At 59.4% G+C, this 18,759-nt stretch carries 19 protein-coding genes; 14 read left to right on the top strand and 5 right to left on the bottom strand.

Going from position 1 to position 18,759, the window contains the following annotated elements; genetic code table 11:
- Positions 1-74: 74 nt before the first annotated feature.
- Positions 75-704 carry an isochorismate family cysteine hydrolase YcaC gene (ycaC, locus tag ACLBXN_RS15910; RefSeq protein WP_447612783.1) on the top strand — a complete coding sequence of 210 codons (630 nt, stop codon included), beginning with the start codon at positions 75-77 and terminating at the stop codon, positions 702-704.
- A gap of 103 nt (positions 705-807) precedes the next feature.
- Here the strand turns inward: ycaC and ACLBXN_RS15905 are convergent, their stop codons facing one another.
- Positions 808-1,206 (bottom strand): winged helix-turn-helix transcriptional regulator, encoded by a 399-nt coding sequence (locus tag ACLBXN_RS15905; protein ID WP_211458246.1) that lies wholly within the window; start codon positions 1,204-1,206, stop codon positions 808-810.
- 162 nt (positions 1,207-1,368) lie between these two features.
- Here ACLBXN_RS15905 and ACLBXN_RS15900 point away from each other — a divergent pair, with 162 nt between their 5' ends.
- From ACLBXN_RS15900 to ACLBXN_RS15885, 4 genes are all read left to right on the top strand, one after another.
- Positions 1,369-2,376, top strand: coding sequence for a zinc-dependent alcohol dehydrogenase family protein (locus tag ACLBXN_RS15900; protein ID WP_447612782.1), 1,008 nt, complete (start codon positions 1,369-1,371; stop codon positions 2,374-2,376).
- A gap of 1,087 nt (positions 2,377-3,463) precedes the next feature.
- Entirely contained in the window at positions 3,464-5,272 is a 1,809-nt protein-coding gene (locus ACLBXN_RS15895) for a DEAD/DEAH box helicase (protein ID WP_447612781.1), read from the top strand.
- Positions 5,273-5,331: 59 nt separating this feature from the next.
- Positions 5,332-6,861, top strand: coding sequence for an ATP-dependent nuclease (locus tag ACLBXN_RS15890; protein ID WP_447612779.1), 1,530 nt, complete (start codon positions 5,332-5,334; stop codon positions 6,859-6,861).
- Positions 6,858-7,010, top strand: coding sequence for a hypothetical protein (locus ACLBXN_RS15885; protein ID WP_447612778.1), 153 nt, complete (start codon positions 6,858-6,860; stop codon positions 7,008-7,010). Before ACLBXN_RS15890 ends, ACLBXN_RS15885 begins: the two co-directional genes overlap by 4 nt.
- Before the next feature lie 560 nt (positions 7,011-7,570).
- On the opposite strand, the gene ACLBXN_RS15880 is transcribed toward ACLBXN_RS15885, so the two are convergent.
- From ACLBXN_RS15880 to ACLBXN_RS15870, 3 genes are all read right to left on the bottom strand, one after another.
- Entirely contained in the window at positions 7,571-8,635 is a 1,065-nt protein-coding gene (locus tag ACLBXN_RS15880) for a sensor histidine kinase (RefSeq protein WP_447612777.1), read from the bottom strand.
- A complete protein-coding gene (locus ACLBXN_RS15875) occupies positions 8,628-9,446 on the bottom strand; it encodes a hypothetical protein (RefSeq protein ID WP_447612776.1) in 819 nt (272 codons plus the stop codon). The genes ACLBXN_RS15880 and ACLBXN_RS15875 overlap by 8 nt, the downstream gene beginning before the upstream one ends.
- A 234-nt stretch (positions 9,447-9,680) precedes the next feature.
- Positions 9,681-10,256 carry a flavin reductase family protein gene (locus ACLBXN_RS15870; protein ID WP_447612775.1) on the bottom strand — a complete coding sequence of 192 codons (576 nt, stop codon included), beginning with the start codon at positions 10,254-10,256 and terminating at the stop codon, positions 9,681-9,683.
- 103 nt (positions 10,257-10,359) lie between these two features.
- Here ACLBXN_RS15870 and ACLBXN_RS15865 point away from each other — a divergent pair, with 103 nt between their 5' ends.
- From ACLBXN_RS15865 to ACLBXN_RS15830, 8 genes are all read left to right on the top strand, one after another.
- Positions 10,360-10,734, top strand: a complete 375-nt coding sequence (locus ACLBXN_RS15865) for a VOC family protein (protein ID WP_003060301.1) — start codon at positions 10,360-10,362, stop codon at positions 10,732-10,734.
- Positions 10,735-10,987: 253 nt separating this feature from the next.
- A complete protein-coding gene (locus tag ACLBXN_RS15860; RefSeq protein ID WP_019042688.1) occupies positions 10,988-11,230 on the top strand; it encodes a hypothetical protein in 243 nt (80 codons plus the stop codon).
- Positions 11,231-11,362: 132 nt separating this feature from the next.
- Positions 11,363-11,974, top strand: a complete 612-nt coding sequence (locus tag ACLBXN_RS15855; protein ID WP_447612774.1) for a class I SAM-dependent methyltransferase — start codon at positions 11,363-11,365, stop codon at positions 11,972-11,974.
- Between the two features lie 72 nt (positions 11,975-12,046).
- Complete coding sequence (locus ACLBXN_RS15850; protein WP_447612773.1) at positions 12,047-12,829, top strand: hypothetical protein; 783 nt, start codon at positions 12,047-12,049, stop codon at positions 12,827-12,829.
- 81 nt (positions 12,830-12,910) lie between these two features.
- A complete protein-coding gene (locus ACLBXN_RS15845; RefSeq protein WP_447612772.1) occupies positions 12,911-13,747 on the top strand; it encodes a tRNA-uridine aminocarboxypropyltransferase in 837 nt (278 codons plus the stop codon).
- A gap of 156 nt (positions 13,748-13,903) precedes the next feature.
- A complete protein-coding gene (locus ACLBXN_RS15840; protein WP_447612771.1) occupies positions 13,904-14,854 on the top strand; it encodes a transporter substrate-binding domain-containing protein in 951 nt (316 codons plus the stop codon).
- A gap of 50 nt (positions 14,855-14,904) precedes the next feature.
- Positions 14,905-15,675 carry a sterol desaturase family protein gene (locus ACLBXN_RS15835; RefSeq protein ID WP_343676696.1) on the top strand — a complete coding sequence of 257 codons (771 nt, stop codon included), beginning with the start codon at positions 14,905-14,907 and terminating at the stop codon, positions 15,673-15,675.
- A gap of 435 nt (positions 15,676-16,110) precedes the next feature.
- A complete protein-coding gene (locus ACLBXN_RS15830) occupies positions 16,111-17,214 on the top strand; it encodes an acyltransferase family protein (RefSeq protein WP_211458257.1) in 1,104 nt (367 codons plus the stop codon).
- A 5-nt stretch (positions 17,215-17,219) separates the two neighbouring features.
- Here the strand turns inward: ACLBXN_RS15830 and ACLBXN_RS15825 are convergent, their stop codons facing one another.
- Complete coding sequence (locus ACLBXN_RS15825) at positions 17,220-17,882, bottom strand: DUF924 family protein (protein WP_447612770.1); 663 nt, start codon at positions 17,880-17,882, stop codon at positions 17,220-17,222.
- Positions 17,883-18,169: 287 nt separating this feature from the next.
- Here ACLBXN_RS15825 and ACLBXN_RS15820 point away from each other — a divergent pair, with 287 nt between their 5' ends.
- Complete coding sequence (locus tag ACLBXN_RS15820; RefSeq protein WP_114863766.1) at positions 18,170-18,700, top strand: DUF1439 domain-containing protein; 531 nt, start codon at positions 18,170-18,172, stop codon at positions 18,698-18,700.
- Positions 18,701-18,759: the final 59 nt, after the last annotated feature.

Genomic DNA, 18,759 nt, shown 5'->3' with positions numbered 1-18,759 from the left:
GTCTGGTATCGAGTTTTCCCACCGGCGGGCAAGCCCGCCGACTTTCACCCCCTCCACTCTTGAAGGAGATTCCCATGAGCCAAAAGCCTTACGTTCGCCTCGAAAAAGACAATGCCGCCGTGCTGCTGGTGGATCACCAGACCGGCCTGCTGTCCCTGGTGCGCGATATCGATCCCGACAAGTTCAAGAACAATGTGCTGGCCCTGGCCGACATGGCCGAGTACTTCAAGCTGCCCACGATTCTGACCACCAGCTTCGAGACCGGCCCCAACGGACCTCTGGTGCCCGAACTCAAGGAAAAATTCCCCACCGCCCCCTATATCGCCCGACCTGGCCAGATCAATGCCTGGGACAACGAGGACTTCGTCAAGGCCGTCAAGGCCACGGGCAAGAAGCAGCTCATCGTGGCCGGCGTGGTGACCGAGGTCTGCGTGGCTTTCCCCGTGCTCTCGGCGCTGGCGGAAGGCTTTGAGGTATTCGTCATCGCCGATGCCTCGGGCACCTTCAACAGCATGACCCAGCAGGCCGCCTGGAGCCGCATGGAGCAGGCCGGCGCCCAGCTCATGACCTGGTTTGGCGCGGCCTGCGAGCTGCACCGCGACTGGCGCAACGACATCGAGGGGCTGGGTACTCTGTTCTCCAACCATATCCCCGACTATCGCAATCTGATCAATAGCTACACCACGCTGACCGCCGGCAAGTAAGCGCGGCGGTTTCAGACCCAAGCCCGCAGGCTTTTGCTGCCTGTGGGCTTTCTGTTGTTGAATTATTGAAATTGATAGCTGCTTACGCTTGATGGGTAAGCGTTCAAGCCTGTTTTTGCTTCAATTCCGGCAGGCAGCTTGCGCCGTTCTGATCCGCGTCATGCATGGGCTCGGCCTGAGCAAAGTTCTGGCTGTAGGCGATGCCCCAGTTGCGCATGGCGATCAGCACCGGCTGCAGGCTGCGGCCCAACTCGGTCAGCGCATAGTCCACGCGCGGCGGCACCTCGGCATACACCGTGCGCTCGACGATGCCGGCTTCTTCCAGCTCGCGCAGCTGCAGTGTCAGCATGCGCTGGGTGATGCCGGGGATGGCACGGCTCAGCTCGCCAAAGCGCTTTTTGCCGTGTAGAAGCTGGAACAGGATGATGGGCTTCCAGGTGCCGCCCATGACCGACAGCGTCACCTCCACGGCGCAGCCGCTCTTGCTGTTCAATCGTTTCATGGGCACCTCGCTGCAGTTCTGGACGCCAAGATCGTAGCGCCGGCCGGCATTCATGCATTGCTTACATTTTTAATACTACCCAACAAATATGTTGGTACTGGTGGAGGCTGCGCATTGACGGCACCATGCGCAGCATCTGTTTCACCTCTTGAGGAGCACTCCATGAAAGTCATGCAACTGGCCGCGCCCGGTGGTTTCGAAAACCTGAAGCTTGTCGAGCTGCCCGCGCCTGCGGCGCCTGCTGCGGGCGAGATCCAGGTGCGCATTCACGCCAGCTCGCTCAACTACCACGACCTGGGCGTGGTGCGCCGTCCCGGCGCGGCGGCCGACGGCCGCATTCCCATGGCTGACGGCGCAGGCCTGGTCACGGCCGTGGGCGCAGGCGTGACGGAATTTGCCGTGGGTGATGCCGTGGTCTCCACCTTCTTCCCGCAATGGCTGTCGGGCCGCCATGTGCCCTCCGACTTCCAGCTCGTGCCCGGCGACGGCGTAGACGGCTTTGCACGCGAATTCGTGAACCTGCCCGCGACCAGCTTTACCCATGCCCCCGAGGGTTGGAGCCATGCCGAGGCCGCCACGCTGACCACGGCCGGCCTCACGGCCTGGCGCGCCCTGGTGGTGGACGGGCATCTCAAGGCTGGCGACACCGTGCTGGTGCTGGGCACGGGCGGCGTCTCCATCTTTGCGCTGCAGATGGCCAAGAGCATGGGCGCTACCGTCATCGCCACCACTTCCAGCGCGGCCAAGGCCGAGCAGCTCAAGGCATTGGGGGCCGATCTGGTGATCAACTACAAGGAGCAGCCCGAATGGGGCGATGCCGTGCTGGCCGCCACCGGCGGTCGCGGGGCCGACATCGTGGTCGAGGTCGGCGGCCCTGGCACTCTGCCCCAGTCCATCCGAGCCTGCGCCGTGGGCGGCCATATCGCGCTGATCGGCGTGCTGACCGGTTTTGCGGGCCCCGTGCCCACGGTGGAGATGATGCGCAAGCAGCAAACCCTCAAGGGCCTGATCGTCGGCAGCCGCGAGCAGCAACAGGACATGGTGCGCGCGCTGGAGAACTTCGGCTGGAAGCCCGTGATCGACAGCCGCTATCCGCTGGAGCAGATGGTGGCGGCTTTCGAGCATCAGGCGGCGGGCAAGCATTTTGGCAAGATTTGCCTTGAATATTGATAGCTTAAGGAGCTTTTTGCGCCTGGGTTTGAGGCTGATTTGGCATGTGGTTCTTGTGGGGTCGCATGCCCTTCTTGTTTTGATAGCTCTCAGCGCGTGGTTTGCCTTGCGCTAAGGTCGATTTGGCTTGAGTTTTTTTTCAAGGGATATGCCTTGTCGGCGGGCGGAAGGCGGGTCTCGGCCCGCCGGCCGACCTACTTTCTTCTGCAAGAAAGTAGGCAAAGAGCCGGCCCCTGCTGCCCACGTCCCCTTCGCTGCGCTACGGGGCAACCTGCGCCGTCAACCTCTTGCTGCTTGCGGCAAAACTCACTGCGCGCTTTCAGCGCTCCGTTCAAACAGGTTGCCGCAGAAGTGATGACGATGCAGTTGCACTCTGCGGTGCAACTGCCCGCACCAAGCGCTTGCCGTCGCAGGCGTGGGCACAAGGGGCAATACTAAATTCGGGATAGCTTCTTGATTAGTTTGATAGCTGCCAACGCTTGATGCATAAGCGTTATGGGGCGATTTCGTCATAACCCTGGCAGACCGCCCGCTCCCGCATCCCTCCGTGTGTCTGCGCCTGCGGCACGCGGTTCGGGCTGCGGGCAACGCTGCCGTAGGACAGCGTTGCATCGTGCTCTGGCTTGCCGCCGCTTGTTTGAGCGAAGCGGCATGCCGCGCAGCGAGTTGGGCGGCAGAGCAGACTGAATGGCGTGACGCAGGTTTGCCCGTAGCGAAGCGCAGGGACGCAGACAGTCGGGCAGCGTTCTTTGCTCACTTTCTGGCGCGCCAGAAAGTGAGTCGCCCGCCGGGGCGAAATCCCGGCCTCTGTCGTGTACGACAACATTGAATCTATTTTGATAGCTATCAGTGCTTGATTCTATTGAGTTAGAGCCTGATTTAGCTTGAATTCTCTGTTCTGACGGGACAGAGAAAAAGCAGCGGACTCCGAATATCCATTCGGAATCCATCTCCGAAATAAACCCTAAACCCGCGTGTCAGCCAACGTGAGCGACAGCTTTAATCGGTTTTGCAAGATTTAGAAAGGGTTCATCGGCTATAAACACCTCATTCCTGAAACAAGAAGATACAAGTAAGGGTGGAGGCAATGGCGGTATTGATTCCTGCGCTCGGCAGCTGCGCGGGGCGTATGACCAGCGGTGAAAAACGGTTGGCAGAGCGTTTGCAGCAAAAACTCGAAGAGGATTATTTGCTGTGGTGGGATGTGCCAATTGGCCCCAAGCAGACACGACCCGATTTTGTGGTGGTGCATCCGCGCCGGGGTGCGCTGATTCTGGAAACCAAGGACTGGCATCTGGAAACCATTCGCAAGGCCACACGCGAGTATTTCGAGATTCTCGACAGCAGCAGCGGCCAGCCCAAGGTGGTGATGAGCCCGCTTCAGCAGGCCCGCCACTGCGCGATTCAGGTCATCAATGCACTGGAGCGCGATCCGCAACTGGTGCAGGGCGACGGCGATCACAAAGGCAAACTGGCTTTCCCCTGGGGCCACGGCGTGGTCTTCACGCGCATCACGCGTAAGCAGTTTGATGCTGCGGGTCTGGGCGATGCGCTGCCCGGCCATCTGGTCATCTGCCAGGACGAAATGGTCGAAGCAGTGGACGCGGAGGCCTTTCAACGGCGCCTCTGGGATATGTTCCCGCACAGCTTTGGCCGCGCCATTACCCTGCCCCAGCTAGACCGCATTCGCTGGATTCTGTTTCCCGAAGTGCGTGTGCCTCAGCAGCAAAACCTGTTTGGCGATGATGCCGGTCAGGACGAGGAAGAGCTGCCCGACATCATGCGCGTCATGGATCTGCAGCAGGAGCAGCTGGCACGCAGCCTGGGCGACGGCCACCGCGTCATCCACGGCGTGGCAGGCTCGGGCAAAACCATGATCCTCGGCTACCGCGCGGAGCATTTGGCCCAGACCCAGGGGCCGGGCAGCAAGCCAATCCTCGTGCTCTGCTACAACGAGCCGCTGGGCGTGAAGCTGGCGGCCAGCATGGAGACCAAAGGCCTGCAGGATCGCGTTCATGTGCGCCATTTCCACAAATGGTGCCGCGAGCAACTGGTGACGTACAACCTGCTGCCGGAAGACGCCAACAAGTGGCCCGTGGGCAAGGCCATGGAAGAGTTTGTGATTCGCGTCATCAAGGGTCTCGACGACAAACATATTCCCGCAGGCCAGTACCACGCCGTGCTGATCGACGAAGGCCATGACTTTGCGCCCGAATGGCTGAAGCTTGTCACGCAGATGGTGGACCCGAGCACCAACAGCCTGCTGCTGCTCTATGACGATGCGCAAAGCATTTACGACCGGGGTCAGAAGCGCAACTTCAGCCTCAAGAGCGTGGGCATACAGGCGTCCGGTCGCACTACCATTCTCAAGATCAACTACCGCAACACGCGCCAGATTCTGCAACTGGCCCACCGCGTGGCCGGCGACATGCTCACACCCGAGGATGCCAAGGACGAAGACGGTATTCCGCTGCTCAAACCCCTGAGCTGTGGCCGCGAAGGCCCGGACCCCATCGTCATCGACCTGCCCACCTTCCCCGCCCGCGCAGGCCGCGTGGCGGACTTGCTGGCCGACCAGCACGCCCAAGGCCATGCCTGGGGCGAAATGGCCGTGCTCTGCCGCCATAAAGACGAAATGTTTATCTGCGCCGACGCCCTGCGCCGCAAAGGCCTGCCTTACCGGGTGCGGGAGAAGTCAGGCCAGTTCAAGCCTGATGAAGATTCCATCAAGGTCATGACCATGCATGCCAGCAAAGGGCTGGAGTGGCCGGTGGTGGCCGTGGTGACTTCGGATGAGGAGCGTAAGGCGCGGGATGTGAAGAAGGATGGGGCGTTGGAGGCTAGGTTGGTTTATGTTGCTTCGACGCGGGCAACCCTAATGCTTTATTTTCGATGAATGCATAAAAAACCTTGGTTAAGACACTATTAATATTTTGAATATGGTTTTGTTAATTAATGAAAATATCAAAAATCAGAATTAAAAATTATCGTAGCATAAGGTCTGAAATATCTATATCCTACGAAGATAATCTTGTTTTAGTTGGTCCAAATAATTCTGGGAAAACTAATATATTAGAGGCAATAAATCTGTTCTTTTCATCTGATATTGATCAGAAGTACTCAATTTCAGAGGATCTTCCATTTGATTCATCTGGCGAGCAAACAAGCATCATTGTCTATTTTTCAGGGTTCTCTGAGGATAGTGCTAGTCTTCATTCTGAATATTCGCATTTATTAACTCATCTAGAGGGTGGGCCTGCATTAACAGATGAAATACCTGTTTATTTGAATTTTTCCTCTCTCGGTAAATCAAATTATAGATTTCATACAAATTATAAAATTAGATCTGATTTGCGGGAAGGTTATAAAATATTGCATGATGAATTGATGAATAAGTTTAGAGGGTATTTCTCTTGTAAATATATCCCATCTGAAAAGAGTGCCGAATCATTATATAGGAATTTATTTTTGCCTCATTTGAAAAATCAGGTGGGAAATTTATTACAACATCAAGAGGATTTGATAGTAAATTGTCTTGATGATATTTCAAAGGAAGTTGGTAAAAATCTAGAAGAGTCTGGAATTAAAAATATTAGTTGTCAATTTTCTTTACCAAATAATCTTTTCTCAAATGCACTTTCGAAATTTGATTTTTTTATCAACGATGGGAAAAAAACACATTCGCTAAGGAAGGGGACAGGAATTCAGGCTGCCACGACCTTGGCATGTTTTAAATGGATTACCGAGCAGGAAAATAGAAGTAATAAAAAAGTTATTTGGTTGATTGAGGAGCCTGAATCATATTTGCATCCTGGGCTTTATGATTCATGTAATAAAATAATAAATAAGTTATCGGAGATTAGTACGGTCTTCATCACTACTCATGCGATTGGTTTTGTTCCCCAGGAACCTAAAAAAACAATTGCTACTGCAATTACTGAGCAAGGCACCTCTTGTCACGGATTTGAGACTTATGCAGAGGCTACCTCATCTATTCGTAAGGCTTTGGGGCTAAGGTTTAGTGACTTTTATAACTTAAGTGAGTTCAATGTTTTTGTCGAAGGGAAAACTGACAAAATAGTCCTTGAATGGGCATTGAGGCTAATACAGCCCAAAGGTAAATCTAATGCTTTTAATTTTCTTAGGTCGGCGACTATAGTTGATTATGGTGGTGTATCTAAACTAAAAGAGTTTTTGAAGTCTACTTACATTTTTATGGGGAAGGAAAGAGCAATAGTAATATTGCTTGATGGAGATGATGCTTCAACTAAAGTTACTTCGGATCTAACGAATTATTTTAGGGGGAAAATAAATTTCCGATCTAATGAGGAATATTTTCTTCTGCCAAATAGGCTTCCAATTGAGGGGATTTTTCCAGAGGACTGGCTCATTGAATTGTCAAAAGTGCATGAGGGATGGATTTCCATTGAAAGAGATATAAAAAATAAAATTATCTCAATGAAAATTGATGATTCAAAAAAATGAATATAGTAAATTGGTTGATGAAGCGTGGAGATGAAGAGTTTAAAAATAGTGGTCACTATGCTTGGGCTGCAGAATTAATAGCTGTGTTAAATGCGTTAGATTCCGGGCTTAGCCGTAAATTCGAGGAAATAAAGGAATACAAAAATTAGTTTTCTGATAAACCAAGGTTTGTCGAGATAAAGAATAATACGTTGTCACTCTGCCTTTTTATATGCTGCACTCTGCGGCGCAGCATCCAGCCAGATAGCTTTCTGAAAAATTGATAGCTACTACCGCTTGTTGAATAAGAGCTTGAGTCTGATTTCGTCATAACTCTCGCAGGCCATCCGTACCCGTATCCACCCTTATGTCAGCGCCTGCGGCACGTGGTTCGGGGTGCGGGCATTGGCACCGAAGAGTGCCAATGCATCGTCATCTGACTTGCGGCAACGTATTTGAGCGGCGCGCGTAGCGCAAAGCGAGTTTTGCCGCACCGCAGACCGAATGGCGTGACGCAGGTTTGCCCGCAGCGAAGTGAAACGTAGCGTAGGGACGCGGACAGTCGGGGCGTGTTCTTTTGCCTTCTTTGCTTGCACGAGCAAGAAAAGAAGGTCGCCTGCCGGGGCGAGACCCGGCCTCTGTCGCAGGCGACGCAGCAAACGGTGAATTCAGGGCAGTAGGAAATTGATAACTGCTAGCGTTTGCTGCATAAGCACTACAGCTCAAAAACTCATTCCTCAGCCCCCAACACCACCCGTGCCGTCAACGCCGTCCGCCCCGGCGATGATTCAATTCCCAGCAGTCCGCCGACCCGCGCAATGCGCACCGCCATGGAGCGCATGCCAACGCCCAGGCCCGATGCCTCCACGGCCTGCACATCAAAGCCCACGCCGTCATCCTCGATCTCCAGCAGCAGCTCCTGCGCCTGGGGTTGCAGCAGGGACAGGCGCACATGACGAGCCTGGCTGTGCTTGATGACATTGGTCAGGGCCTCTTCGATGAGCCGGGTCAGCGCCAGGTATTGCAGCGCGTTGGGCGGCTGGCTCCAGCTTTGCGGAAACTGCCAGTCGCAGCGCACACCCAGGGCCTCGAACAAATCGTTGAAGCGGCGGCGCAAGGGGGCCAGCCATTCCTGCGGAGTGGCGGGCACGCGCACCTGGGACGAGGCGTTGTTGTCTATGCTCTGGCGCAGGTCGTTGCGGATGAGCTTGAGCATGGACAACACCTGGGGCCGGGTCAGGGCTTCGCTGCCCTGCTCGACCGAGGCAATCATGTGGACCAGTTCGCCGCCCAGGCCGTCGTGCAGATCGTGGGTCAGGCGCAGGCGCTCCTGCAGGCGCGCGTTGGAGAGCTTCTGGGCTTCCAGCTCGGCGCGCAGCTGCTCGGATTTCTTCTGCTCGGTGATGTCGAAGGTGAAGCCGATCAGGGCCGTGGTCTGGCCTTGCTCGTCGCAGAGCACATGCACCACTTCCCTGACCCAGACAAAGCGGTTGTCGCTGGTCAGCGCGCGGTACTCGGCTTCGTGGTCCACGCCGGCCAGGCACAGCTCCACGCAGCGCGAGACGGTTTGCTCACGCTCGTCGGGGTGGATGCGTTCGGCCCAGTCGTTCACGGTCTCCCAGCTCTCGGGACTCCAGCCCAGCAGGTCCGCGATCTGCGGCCCGATATAGCTGTATTTCTGGCTGGCCCAGTCGATCTTGAAGGGGATCGCCAGGGTGGACTCCAGCAGCGTCTGGTAGAGGCGGTTGCCGGTGTCGGGTTCGAGTGTGCGCAGGCGGGGTCGGACTTCAAGCATGGAGCACTCCTGTCATGTCCAGAAGGGGATGGGTGGTGGGCAGCTCGTTCCAGAACCAGTAGAAATAGCCGCCTTCGGTCTGCAGCAGGGTCTGGGTTCTGACACTGGAGCGCGCTATCCCGCGCCAGCAGGCCAGGGCCGAGTTGCGGTTGCCGTGCAGATCCAGGCAGGCCTGGCCGGGCAGGCTGGGCCGGGGCGGCACATACAAGGCCTTGCCGCGCGGCAGCCAGAGGTCGGCGAGACAGATTTTCTGCTGCTGCGGCCAGTACTTTCCCACCGAAATCACCAGCGGCAGATGCGGGTCGATAGAGGTGAAGACATGCGGGAAATCGTGATGTTCGAGATCGGTGCAGACCTTGCCCAGCAGACGGTAGCCCGTTCCCTCGTAGGGCGAGCGGTGCCCGGCAAACATGCCGTATTCATAGTCGACCAGCGAAAGATGCGGCTGCGGGCTGGTGATGCGTATGCCCTGTCCCGACTCGATCAGCGTCATGCCGAAAGCCGCTGCGGTTTCAGGGGTGGCGGCCAGGGCCTGGTACTCGATCCGGTCGGCCTGGAACACCAACTGGGTCTGGCTGCCGTATTCGGGTTGCGGATGCGTGGTGGTTGCCGAAAGGACGCGGTATGCGTTGCCGATGGCGACCTCGGGATTGCTGATGGCCGGCTCCAGCACCGTCAAGCCCGCGGGCGGCTCTGCGCAGTAGTGCGGGTAGCCGTGGAGATTGCAGAAGAACGGTGTCTGCGACAGATCGACCGCAGTCGGCGCATCCTCCTTGATGAACAGCACGGGATCGAAAAACTCTTGCGCCATGGCCTGTCACTTCGCGGTGATTGATAGCAGAGATCGCTGCCCTGTGCGCTGCTACTGCACCGGCAGCCAGGGGGTGATTGATAGCTCAGTCAGTGCTGCAGTCTAAATCAAGGGGCTGACAAAGGCCCGGGCGCACAGATCCCGTGGGCCGCACGCCTTGCCTCTTGCGGATTTTTGCTTTGCTTTCGATAGCTGCAAGCGCTTTCTGCATGAGCGCTGAGACGCTGCAGAACCTTATTTCACCAGCACCGATTCGCCGATCGCAAAGAACTGCCCGCCGGCCACATAGTGCAGGGTGCGCAGCTCGGCGGGGGCGGAGCCGAACTCCCAGTGTCCGTTGCGGAACACGCGCTCGTCGGCCCAGGCGGCCACGACTTCGGCGATGAACAGGTCATAGCTCTGCTGGTTGTGCGGCTCGGTAATCAGCTTGCAGACCAGCCAGGCGGCGCAGCCAGCCACAAGCGGTACATCGAAGCCCGGTGCGTCGAACAGCTGCACGCCATGTTTGTCGAGCTTGTGGGGTTCAGTGACGGCGCTGTCCGTGCCTATGCCCACCGTCAGCGCGGCCTGGGGTACGGTGGGTAGCTGCAGGGCAAAGAGGCTGCTGCCCTCGACCAGCGCACGCGTGCGCGTGGCCTTGTCGAGCACCACGCTGATCTTGGGCGGCGCGAAGTCGAGCGCGCAGGCCCAGGCCGCGCTCATGGCATTGCGCTCGCCTGCATGCTGGGCCGAGACGATGACCGTGGGGCCGTGATTGAGCAGGCGGTAGGACTTGTCCAGGGGAACCGGGGTGAAATGGTCTGGCAGCATGGTGGGCTGAAAATGAGTGACAGAAGAGGGCGGCAAGCTCCCGTTACGATGGCTTGCCGATTTCCCATCTTCGCCCGAAACAGGGCTTTTCCAGGAGACAACCATGTTTAGCCACATCATGCTGGGTGTAAATGATCTGGAGTCCAGCAAGCGCTTTTACGACGCGCTGCTGGGTCAGCTGGGCATTGCGCCCGGCGTTGCCAACAAGAACCGTTTCTTCTACCGCAGCCCCACGGGCGTGTTTGCCATCTCCACGCCCATCAACGGCGAAACGGCAAGCTCGGGCAATGGCGCGACCACGGGCTTTCTGGCCCAGTCCACCGATCAGGTGAATGCAGCCCATGCGGCGGGCCTGGCCGCAGGCGGTGTGTCGATCGAGGACGCGCCGGGCTGGCGTGGCGATTCCATGTATCTGGCCTATCTGCGCGACCCCGACGGCAACAAGATCTGTCTGGCCTATCGCCCAGCGAAGGCATGATCGAGGCTGACTGAACCAGGGCCGCGCAAGCGGCCTTTTTTTGTCTTCAGCGGTGGGGATCAAAAACAGGAGCTGTCGGCGCTTGCCGGGCAAGGCCTTGAGCCCCGAGCGGCAACAGCGAGCGCGGTCATGCCCGACCTGCAAGCGGTGATGCTGCCCGCGCCGCAGGTGCAAAACCGGGGCAGGCGGCACAATGGCTGCTTTGCAGCGCGGGCGGATGTCCGGGGCCTGCACCACATTCAGTAGTTTTTTCATGACCAACACCACCACTCCTGCCGAAGACCATCTGTGCGACGCTTGCGCCGGCATTCAGCGCAACTGGCGCAAAGCCCCTGGCCATGCCGAACTGATGCAGCGCGGCAACCGCAAGGAGGAGCGCGGCTCGACCACGGCGACGGTGACCCGCTATGTCTGCGAGCGCTGCGGCACGGTATGGGACTACGAGAACAACAAGCAGGACCAGCGCAAGGGCTGGTCCGTGGTCGGCAGAATTTAACTCCCTGAGGCGCTGCGCGCCTTGCCCCGGCGGGGCCGCCCAGGCCCTGGCTGGCTGTCTCTTTCCTGAGTCAGCGTCGGTTTTTTGAAGTTTCGGCGTCTTCGGGCGCCGTTTGTTTTTGAAGGAAGCTGCGTGCAATCAGCAAGCAACGAGTGGTTTGACGAGGCGTATTACCAGCGCTTTTACTTTGACAAAAAGACCAGCGTGATCGATCCCGAGCACGCGCGTCGGCTGGGTGCGTTTGTCTGCTCGTATCTTGCGTATCTGCGCGTGCCCGTGCAGCGGGTGCTTGACGTGGGCTGCGGCATAGGCCTGTGGCGCGAGGCGGTGCAAAAGCACTTTCCGGGCGTGCAGTATCAGGGCGTGGAGTTCAGTCCCTATCTCTGCGAGCGCTATGGCTGGGAGCAGGGCTCGGTGGTGGATTGGCAACCCAAAGATGGTCAGCCTTTCGATCTGGTGATCTGCCAGGGCGTGCTGCCCTATCTGAGCCCGGTCGACCTGAAAAAGGCGCTGACCAATCTGGGCCGGCTGTCACGCGGCGGTCTCTACATCGAGGCCGTGGCACGTGAGGACTACGAGCGCGACATCATCGACGAGGAACTGACCGACCCGCGCCTGTACCGCCACCGTGCCGAGCTGTACCGGCGCGGCCTGCAGCCGCACTTCAAGGAGCTGGGCGGCGGTGTCTGGCTCAGCCGGAGCGCCGATATGCCGCTGTTCGAGCTGGAGTGCGTGGGCGGCTGAAACCTCTGGTTCTTGGTGATTTCGGGGCCTGCACCTATATTGCGGGGCTTGCGAACTCACAAGGATATGGAGATGCCTCATCGCTGGATCAAACGCTGCGGAGTCTGGACGGGCGCCATGGCGGCAGCGGCACTGCTGCTGGCCTGCTCGGATTCCAAGACCGAGGGCGCCGCGCCCCCGGCACAGGCCCCCGCAACTGCGCCAGCCCCTGCGCCCGCGGCGCCTGCCGCAGAAGCCAGGCGCGTGATCGACCAGTTGTTCAGCACCGAGACCATAGGCATGAATCTGGCCTATGCGCAGAAGATCGCCGGCCCGGCCATGCGCTCGGAATTCCACCGTCACCAGTTCCGCACCGATGGCTGCGATATCACCCTGGTCAGCGACGAGGCCGACAAGGTGATCGAGTCGGTCGAGATCGATATCGCGCCCAGCTGCAATCTCTCGCTCAAGAGCGTGCTGAATGTGTCCGAGGGCCAGCCCGATATCAAGCTCGGCGACCTGACTTTCGGCAGCTTCGAGCCTCTGCTGGACAGCCGTTACTACGCTGACTGCCTGACGCTGTGCGGCAATGCCGCCGACCCCGTGGTGTATCTGGAGGCCAAGGGCTCGCGCCTGACCAACTTCATCAATTACTCGGTGCAGGCCCCCATGGTTGACGGCAAGGTGCTGGATGCGACGGCCGCCTGGCGCGACGCCATGGTCAAGGCCGAGTCCGACGACTATGTGCTGGACACACGTTTCAACTGCGAGCCGAACCGCTTCAGGAATGTGATTTCCGCAGGACTCAGGAATGCCAGGCCCACGGTGTTCAGCTTTGGCCGTGGTCCGACCTTCGAGCAGGGGGGCTGCGAGTAAGCGGCGCTCCTGCAGCATCAGCACTGGATTTGGCAAAGGCGGGACAATCCGGGCATCTGTCCGAACCCGCTGGTGTCCGTCTTGCCCGCTTTCACGCCTTTGTCCCCTGCTGCTCTGACTCCGCAGAAAACCGTTGCCTCCACACTGCCCCCGCATGCCGTCTCGCGCTTGCGCCAGGCACGACTGGCGCGCAGCACGCGTCCGTTTCTGGCGCGTGGCGGCCCCAAGGGCGAGCGCTGCGAAGGCTGCCGCTTGCGCCCCTCGCACTGCATGTGCGCGCTGCGCCCCGAGCTGGCCACGCGCGCGGCCTTCTGCCTGCTGATGCATGATGCCGAGCCGCTCAAGCCCAGCAACACGGGCTGGCTGATTGCCGATGTGGTGAAGGACACCCATGCCTTCGGCTGGTCGCGCACCGAGCTGGATCCGCAGCTGGAGGCCTTGCTGGCCGATCCGCAATGGCAGCCCTACGTGGTGTTTCCTGGCGAATATGCCGAGCCTGCCGAGCGTGTGCTGGAGACGCTGGACGGCGGCGACAGCCGTGCGCTGCAGCCCGGCAGACGCCCGCTGTTCATACTACTGGACGCGACCTGGTCGGAGGCGCGCAAGATGTTCCGCAAAAGCCCGTATCTCGATGGCTTTCCCGTGCTCAGCCTGCACCCGGACTTGATCTCCCGCTACCAGCTGCGCAGATCCAAGCGCGACGACCATTTCTGTACCAGCGAGGTGGCGGCCCTGTGTCTGGAGCTGGTGGGCGATGCCGGCGATGTGCAGGCCGGACAGGTGCTGGAGAGCTATCTGGGCGTGTTCACCGAGCGCTATCTGCGGGCCAAGCACCAGCAGCCGGTCGATGAAGCCAGCAGTGTCCATCAGCGCCTGCGTGAACTGACGGAGGCTGCCCCCGCCAAAAGCGACGCGTGAGGCGACGCGCAGGCATAAGCATTCCACTCAAAGCGATAAGCGAGCAACGACAATCGGGCCAGGGCCTCATGAGTGCATGGGGTGTGTGCCGGATCGGGTGGGTGATGAGCGCCGATGACCAGGGGTCTCGGCGCTTTTGTTTTTCGGGAGTGGATGATGGGCAAGTCGTTGAAATGGGCTGGGCTGGCAGCAGCGCTGGTATGTGCGGGTTCTGCCATGGCCGCGGGCAAGACCGAAGCGGCGAGCTCCAATATCGACACGGCGGTGGATCTGTCCGCATCGCCCACTCTGCAGCGCTGGCAGGCCGGCGGCACCGTGGTGCTGGGGGTGCGGGAGGCTGCGGTTCCCATGTCCTACGCGATCGGTGCGAACGAGAAGTTTGTCGGCTATCACATGGACCTCTGCGAGCGCGTGGTGCATGCGATCGCGCCCAAGGCCCAGATCAAGTACATGGTGCTGACGCCGCAGAACACCATGCCGCTGATCAACAACGGCACGGCCGATTTCAATTGCGCCAGCATGACCAACAACCTCACGCGCCAGAAGCAGGTGGCGTTTGGTTTGACTACCTATGTCAGCGAGGTGCGCATGGCCGTGCGTGCCGACTCGGGCATCACCTCGTTCAAGCAGCTGCAGGGGCGCAATGTGGGCGCCATCACGGGCACGACGGCGGTGCAGATTCTGCGCAAGTACGCCAGCGACAACGAACTGAACTTCAAGACGCTGATGAGCAAGGATCAGTTCGAGAGCTTTCTGATGCTGGAGTCGGGTCGCGTCGATGCCTTTGTGCTGGACGACAACATGCTGGCCGGCGTGATCGGCCAGAGCAAGAACCCCAAGGGCTACAAGATCGTGGGCGAGGTGATCGGTGCCGAGCCGATTGCCATCCAGTTCAGCAAGAACGACCCGCAGATCAAGAAGGCCGTAGACGGCGCCATTTTGCAGATGATCCGCTCGGGCGAGTTGCACAAGCTCTACAACAAATGGTTCATGCAGCCCATTGCGCCCAAGAACGTGAACCTGAACCTACCCATGGGCGAGGTGCTCAAGAAGCAGCTGGCCGCACCCAACGACACGCCGCTGGAGCAGTTCGTATTGCCCCAATAAAGCAGCAGGCCCACATCAGCCGATAGACTGCAAGGCAAACCTCAAGGGGAATGATTGCCGTGCTGGAGTACCTGGTCTATCCGCTGATTGCGCTGCTGTTCGTGGCGGTCTTCACGCGTGAGGTGATTGCGCCCGCCTCGCGCAATCTCTGCGACCGGCGCTGGCTGATCTACAGCAGCGCCCTGGGCGCGCTGACGCTGGTCTGCACGCTGGCGCTGGGCTGGTTGCTGGAAGACCGGATTCGCCAGCATGCGCTGCTGGATGTGGGCGCGCGCTGGAACCCGCTGCTGGTGGGGCTACTGAGCTTTTTCATCACCAGCTTTGTCTTTTACTGGTGGCACCGCGCCACCCATGCCTCGGATCTGCTGTGGCGCGTGTTCCACCAGCTGCATCACAGTGCGCGGCGCATCGAGGTGCTGACCTCGTTCTACGCCCATCCGCTGGACTCCTGCGCCGCCATGCTGCTGAGCGTGATCTCCAGCTACTGGGTGCTGGGCGCCAGCCCGGCGGCGGCAGCCGTGGCCCTGGGGCTGACGGCTGCCTTCGATCTGTTCACCCATGCCGATCTGCGCACGCCGCGCTGGCTCGGCTATGTGCTGCAGCGCCCGGAAATGCATACCGTGCATCATCAGCATGGTCACCATGCGCAGAACTACGGCCTGCCGCTATGGGACATCTTGTTCGGCACCTGGACCAACCCCGCCGAGCGTGCGCAGCAGCTGGGCTTTGATGACGACAAGTCCGAACGCGTGGCCGAGATGCTGCTGTGGCGCGATGTGCACCAAAGCGCGCCCGCCTGCGGGCGCCGCAAATCATCCTGAAGCTTCGAAATTGATAGCTGATGATGCTGATGGGTGGAGCGCGGCCTGCTGTTTTTGTTCTTAATTGTTAACGCGGCTTGCCAAGACCCTGCCAGAGCTCGGCAAGCTGCGCCCCCTGCTTGGGCCGGCGGCAAAAATCTGTTCAAATTACCCCGGTCTGTTCACCTGTCAACAGACGCCAAGCCGTCTGGCTGCGGGCATTCATAACATTCTGTGGCCTCACCACCGGTGAGATGCAACAGACAAATCGCCTGCCAGGTTCCGGCACCCCCGAGCGTGTTTCCATGCGCTCTGCGACCCCCGGGTCGCTGCAAAGAGCTGTTACTGCCTCTTTGCTCAAATTCTGAATACTGCTTCAGCCATGTCTCATGCGTGGCTGTGATCGTTTGTCTGCAAGCCCGGCCCGTGCCTGGGCGAAAGGAAAGGTGTCCGGTTTTGGTGGAGTCGGCGTTCAAGCTGCGCTACAACCCAGCGCTCGATGGATTGAGAGGCATAGCCATTGTGCTGGTGCTGCTCTCGCACGCACATGCCCCGATGTTCGACGGCGCCTTCTTCGGCGTCGATCTGTTCTTCGTGCTCAGCGGCTTTTTGATCACCTCGCTGCTGCTGATGGAATATCGGCAGCATGGCAAGCTCGATTACTGGCGTTTTTACCGCCGCCGCTTCTTCCGGCTCATGCCTGCGCTGGCGCTGTTTCTGCTCGCCTACTGCGTGTTCGCGCCCTTTATCTGGCCAGACCTCACGGATATCTATTCGGACGCCCTGGTTTCTATCCTCTACCTGGCTGATTACGGCATTGCCTTCTTCGACAGTCCGGACACGCTGCTGCATATGTGGTCGCTGTCGGTGGAGGAGCATTTCTATCTGATCTGGCCGCCGCTGCTGGTCTTGCTGCTACGCAAGGCCACGCCGGGCCGGGTCTGGGCGCCGCTTGCGGCGCTGTGGCTGCTGAGCACGCTGTGGCGCATCTTCTGGGTGGTGCAGGGCCAGCAGTTCTACGAAATCTTCTTCCGATTCGATACGCGGGCCTCGGGTTTGCTGGCCGGTGCCTTGCTGGCGGCACTGATGATGGAGCGCCCCCAATGGATAGAGCGTCTGCAGTCGCTGCGCGCCTACACCATGTGGTTTGTGCTGGCCGTGCCCTTGATCATGGAGCTGGAATGGGACAACCAGCACGCCATGGTCTGGGGTGTCACGGTGGTGGAGTGCGCCGCCCTGGTCGTGCTGCTGGCCGTGCAAAAGCCCACGGGTCTGGTCTATGAAATGCTGACGGCGCCAATGCTCATCAAGCTGGGCCAGCTGTCCTACGGCATCTACCTCTGGCATTACCCGGTGGTGCGCTATCTGCGTGCCGATTACTCCTGGCCCGTGACCGTGGTCGCGGGCCTGCTGATCTCGACTGCACTGTCGGCACTGTCGTTCTACACGGTAGAGCGCTGGGCCATGCGCCACCGCGACCTGGGGGCGGGCAAAAAGCCCGTGCGCCAGCCCCTGGCGCGCCAGGAGCCTGCGCTGCGCGAGGCTACGCGCGGCTCGTGATTGCCCTAGAAGCCTGAGCCGGGCTGGGCCAGGTACTCGGCCTCTTCGGCGGTACTGGCGCGACCCAGAATGTGGTTGCGGTGCGGGAAGCGGCAAAAACGCTCTATCACCACCTGATGGCGATGGGCGTAGTCCAGCGTTCCGGCCAGATATTCGCGCAGTTCGGCGTCCGTGGCGCTCTCCTGCAAGTCCTTGAAGGCGGCCACACTGCGTTGCTGCATGGCCGGGTCTTCGGCATGCTCCAGTGGCAGGTACATGAAGACGCGGGCCACCTCGGGCAGTAGCCGGTCGCCGCCGCAGTCCATCGCCTGCAGCGCCAGTGCCAGGGCCTGCGCATCGCCGGCAAAGCTCTTGGGGGTGTTGCGGTGGATATTGCGCGTGAACTGGTCCAGCAGGATCACCAGTGCCAGCTGCTGCCATGGACCCTTGGTTGCCCAGTGTTGCAGCGCACCGCCCAGAGCGGCCTCCACCGCAGTGCCAAAGCGCTGGCGCAGCTCTTCGTCGAAGGCAGCCGATTTGGTGAACCACTGCGCCTTGTGCTTGAGGGCATCGGCATTGCCGGGCCTGGCGCTGCCGAACCACAGGGTCAGGATCTGGTCGGGCAGGCTGGTGTCCTGGGCGGCGGCTGTCAGTGCCTCATGGCTGAGGGAAGAGGGATATGCAGTCATGCAAATCATTGTGCATGCACTGCTGCCGTGTGCCGACGGTCAACCCCTGGTGGCGTCGGACGTTAGATAACAGTCTTTTACCTGCAGATTGCATCAGATAGGGAACTGCCAACATCCATCGAGACTCTGTGGAATAGCAGGCTCGGAGACAATGGAGTACTCAAAAACCATAGCTGATAGCGTTGGTTTATCAAGCGTTTGCACGGGTTTTGAATCAGGTTTTACGGAGTTCGGTGGTCGTGATGAATCGGCGCTCATGGTTGGCGGTGACAGTGTTGGGATTGGGAATGGCTGCCACAGGCTGCTCGGGCAAGTCCGTGCCCAGCAGCGTGAGCGTGAGCCAGCAGAAGCTGCAGGAGATGCTGGCCAGGCGTTTCCCCAGGCAGTTCCCGGTGGCGGGTTTGCTGCAGCTGGATCTGAAGGCGCCGCAGCTGAGCATGGTGCCCGAGCGCAATATGCTCAACGCCGTGATTCCGGCCGAGCTCAGCGGCAAGGTGCTCAAGGAGCAGTACAGCGGCCTGCTCAATGTCGATTTCGCGCTGCGCTATGAACCCACCGACCGCACCTTGCGCGCCTACCAGATCAAGGTCAATCAGCTCAGCATGGACGGGCTGTCGCCCGCGCTCAGCGATATGCTGGGCACTTATGCCACGGCCTTGGCCGAGCAGGCCATGGGCCAGGTGGTGCTCTATCAGCTGCAGGACCAGGATCTGGCCCTGGTCGATGCGCTGGCGATGGAGCCTGGTGCCATTACCGTCACCGCCCAGGGGCTGACCGTGGCCCTGGTGCAGAAAGCCGGCCCGGGTAGCAAGCGCTGAGCTGCCAGGCGACCAAAAAAGCCCGCAGGCTCTGCCTGACGGGCTTTTTTGCGGGTCCG

It is taken from the genome of Comamonas sp. C24C, assembly GCF_053345995.1.
Note: the sequence above shows the minus strand (reverse complement) of the source record. Positions and strands in the feature narration are given on the sequence as shown.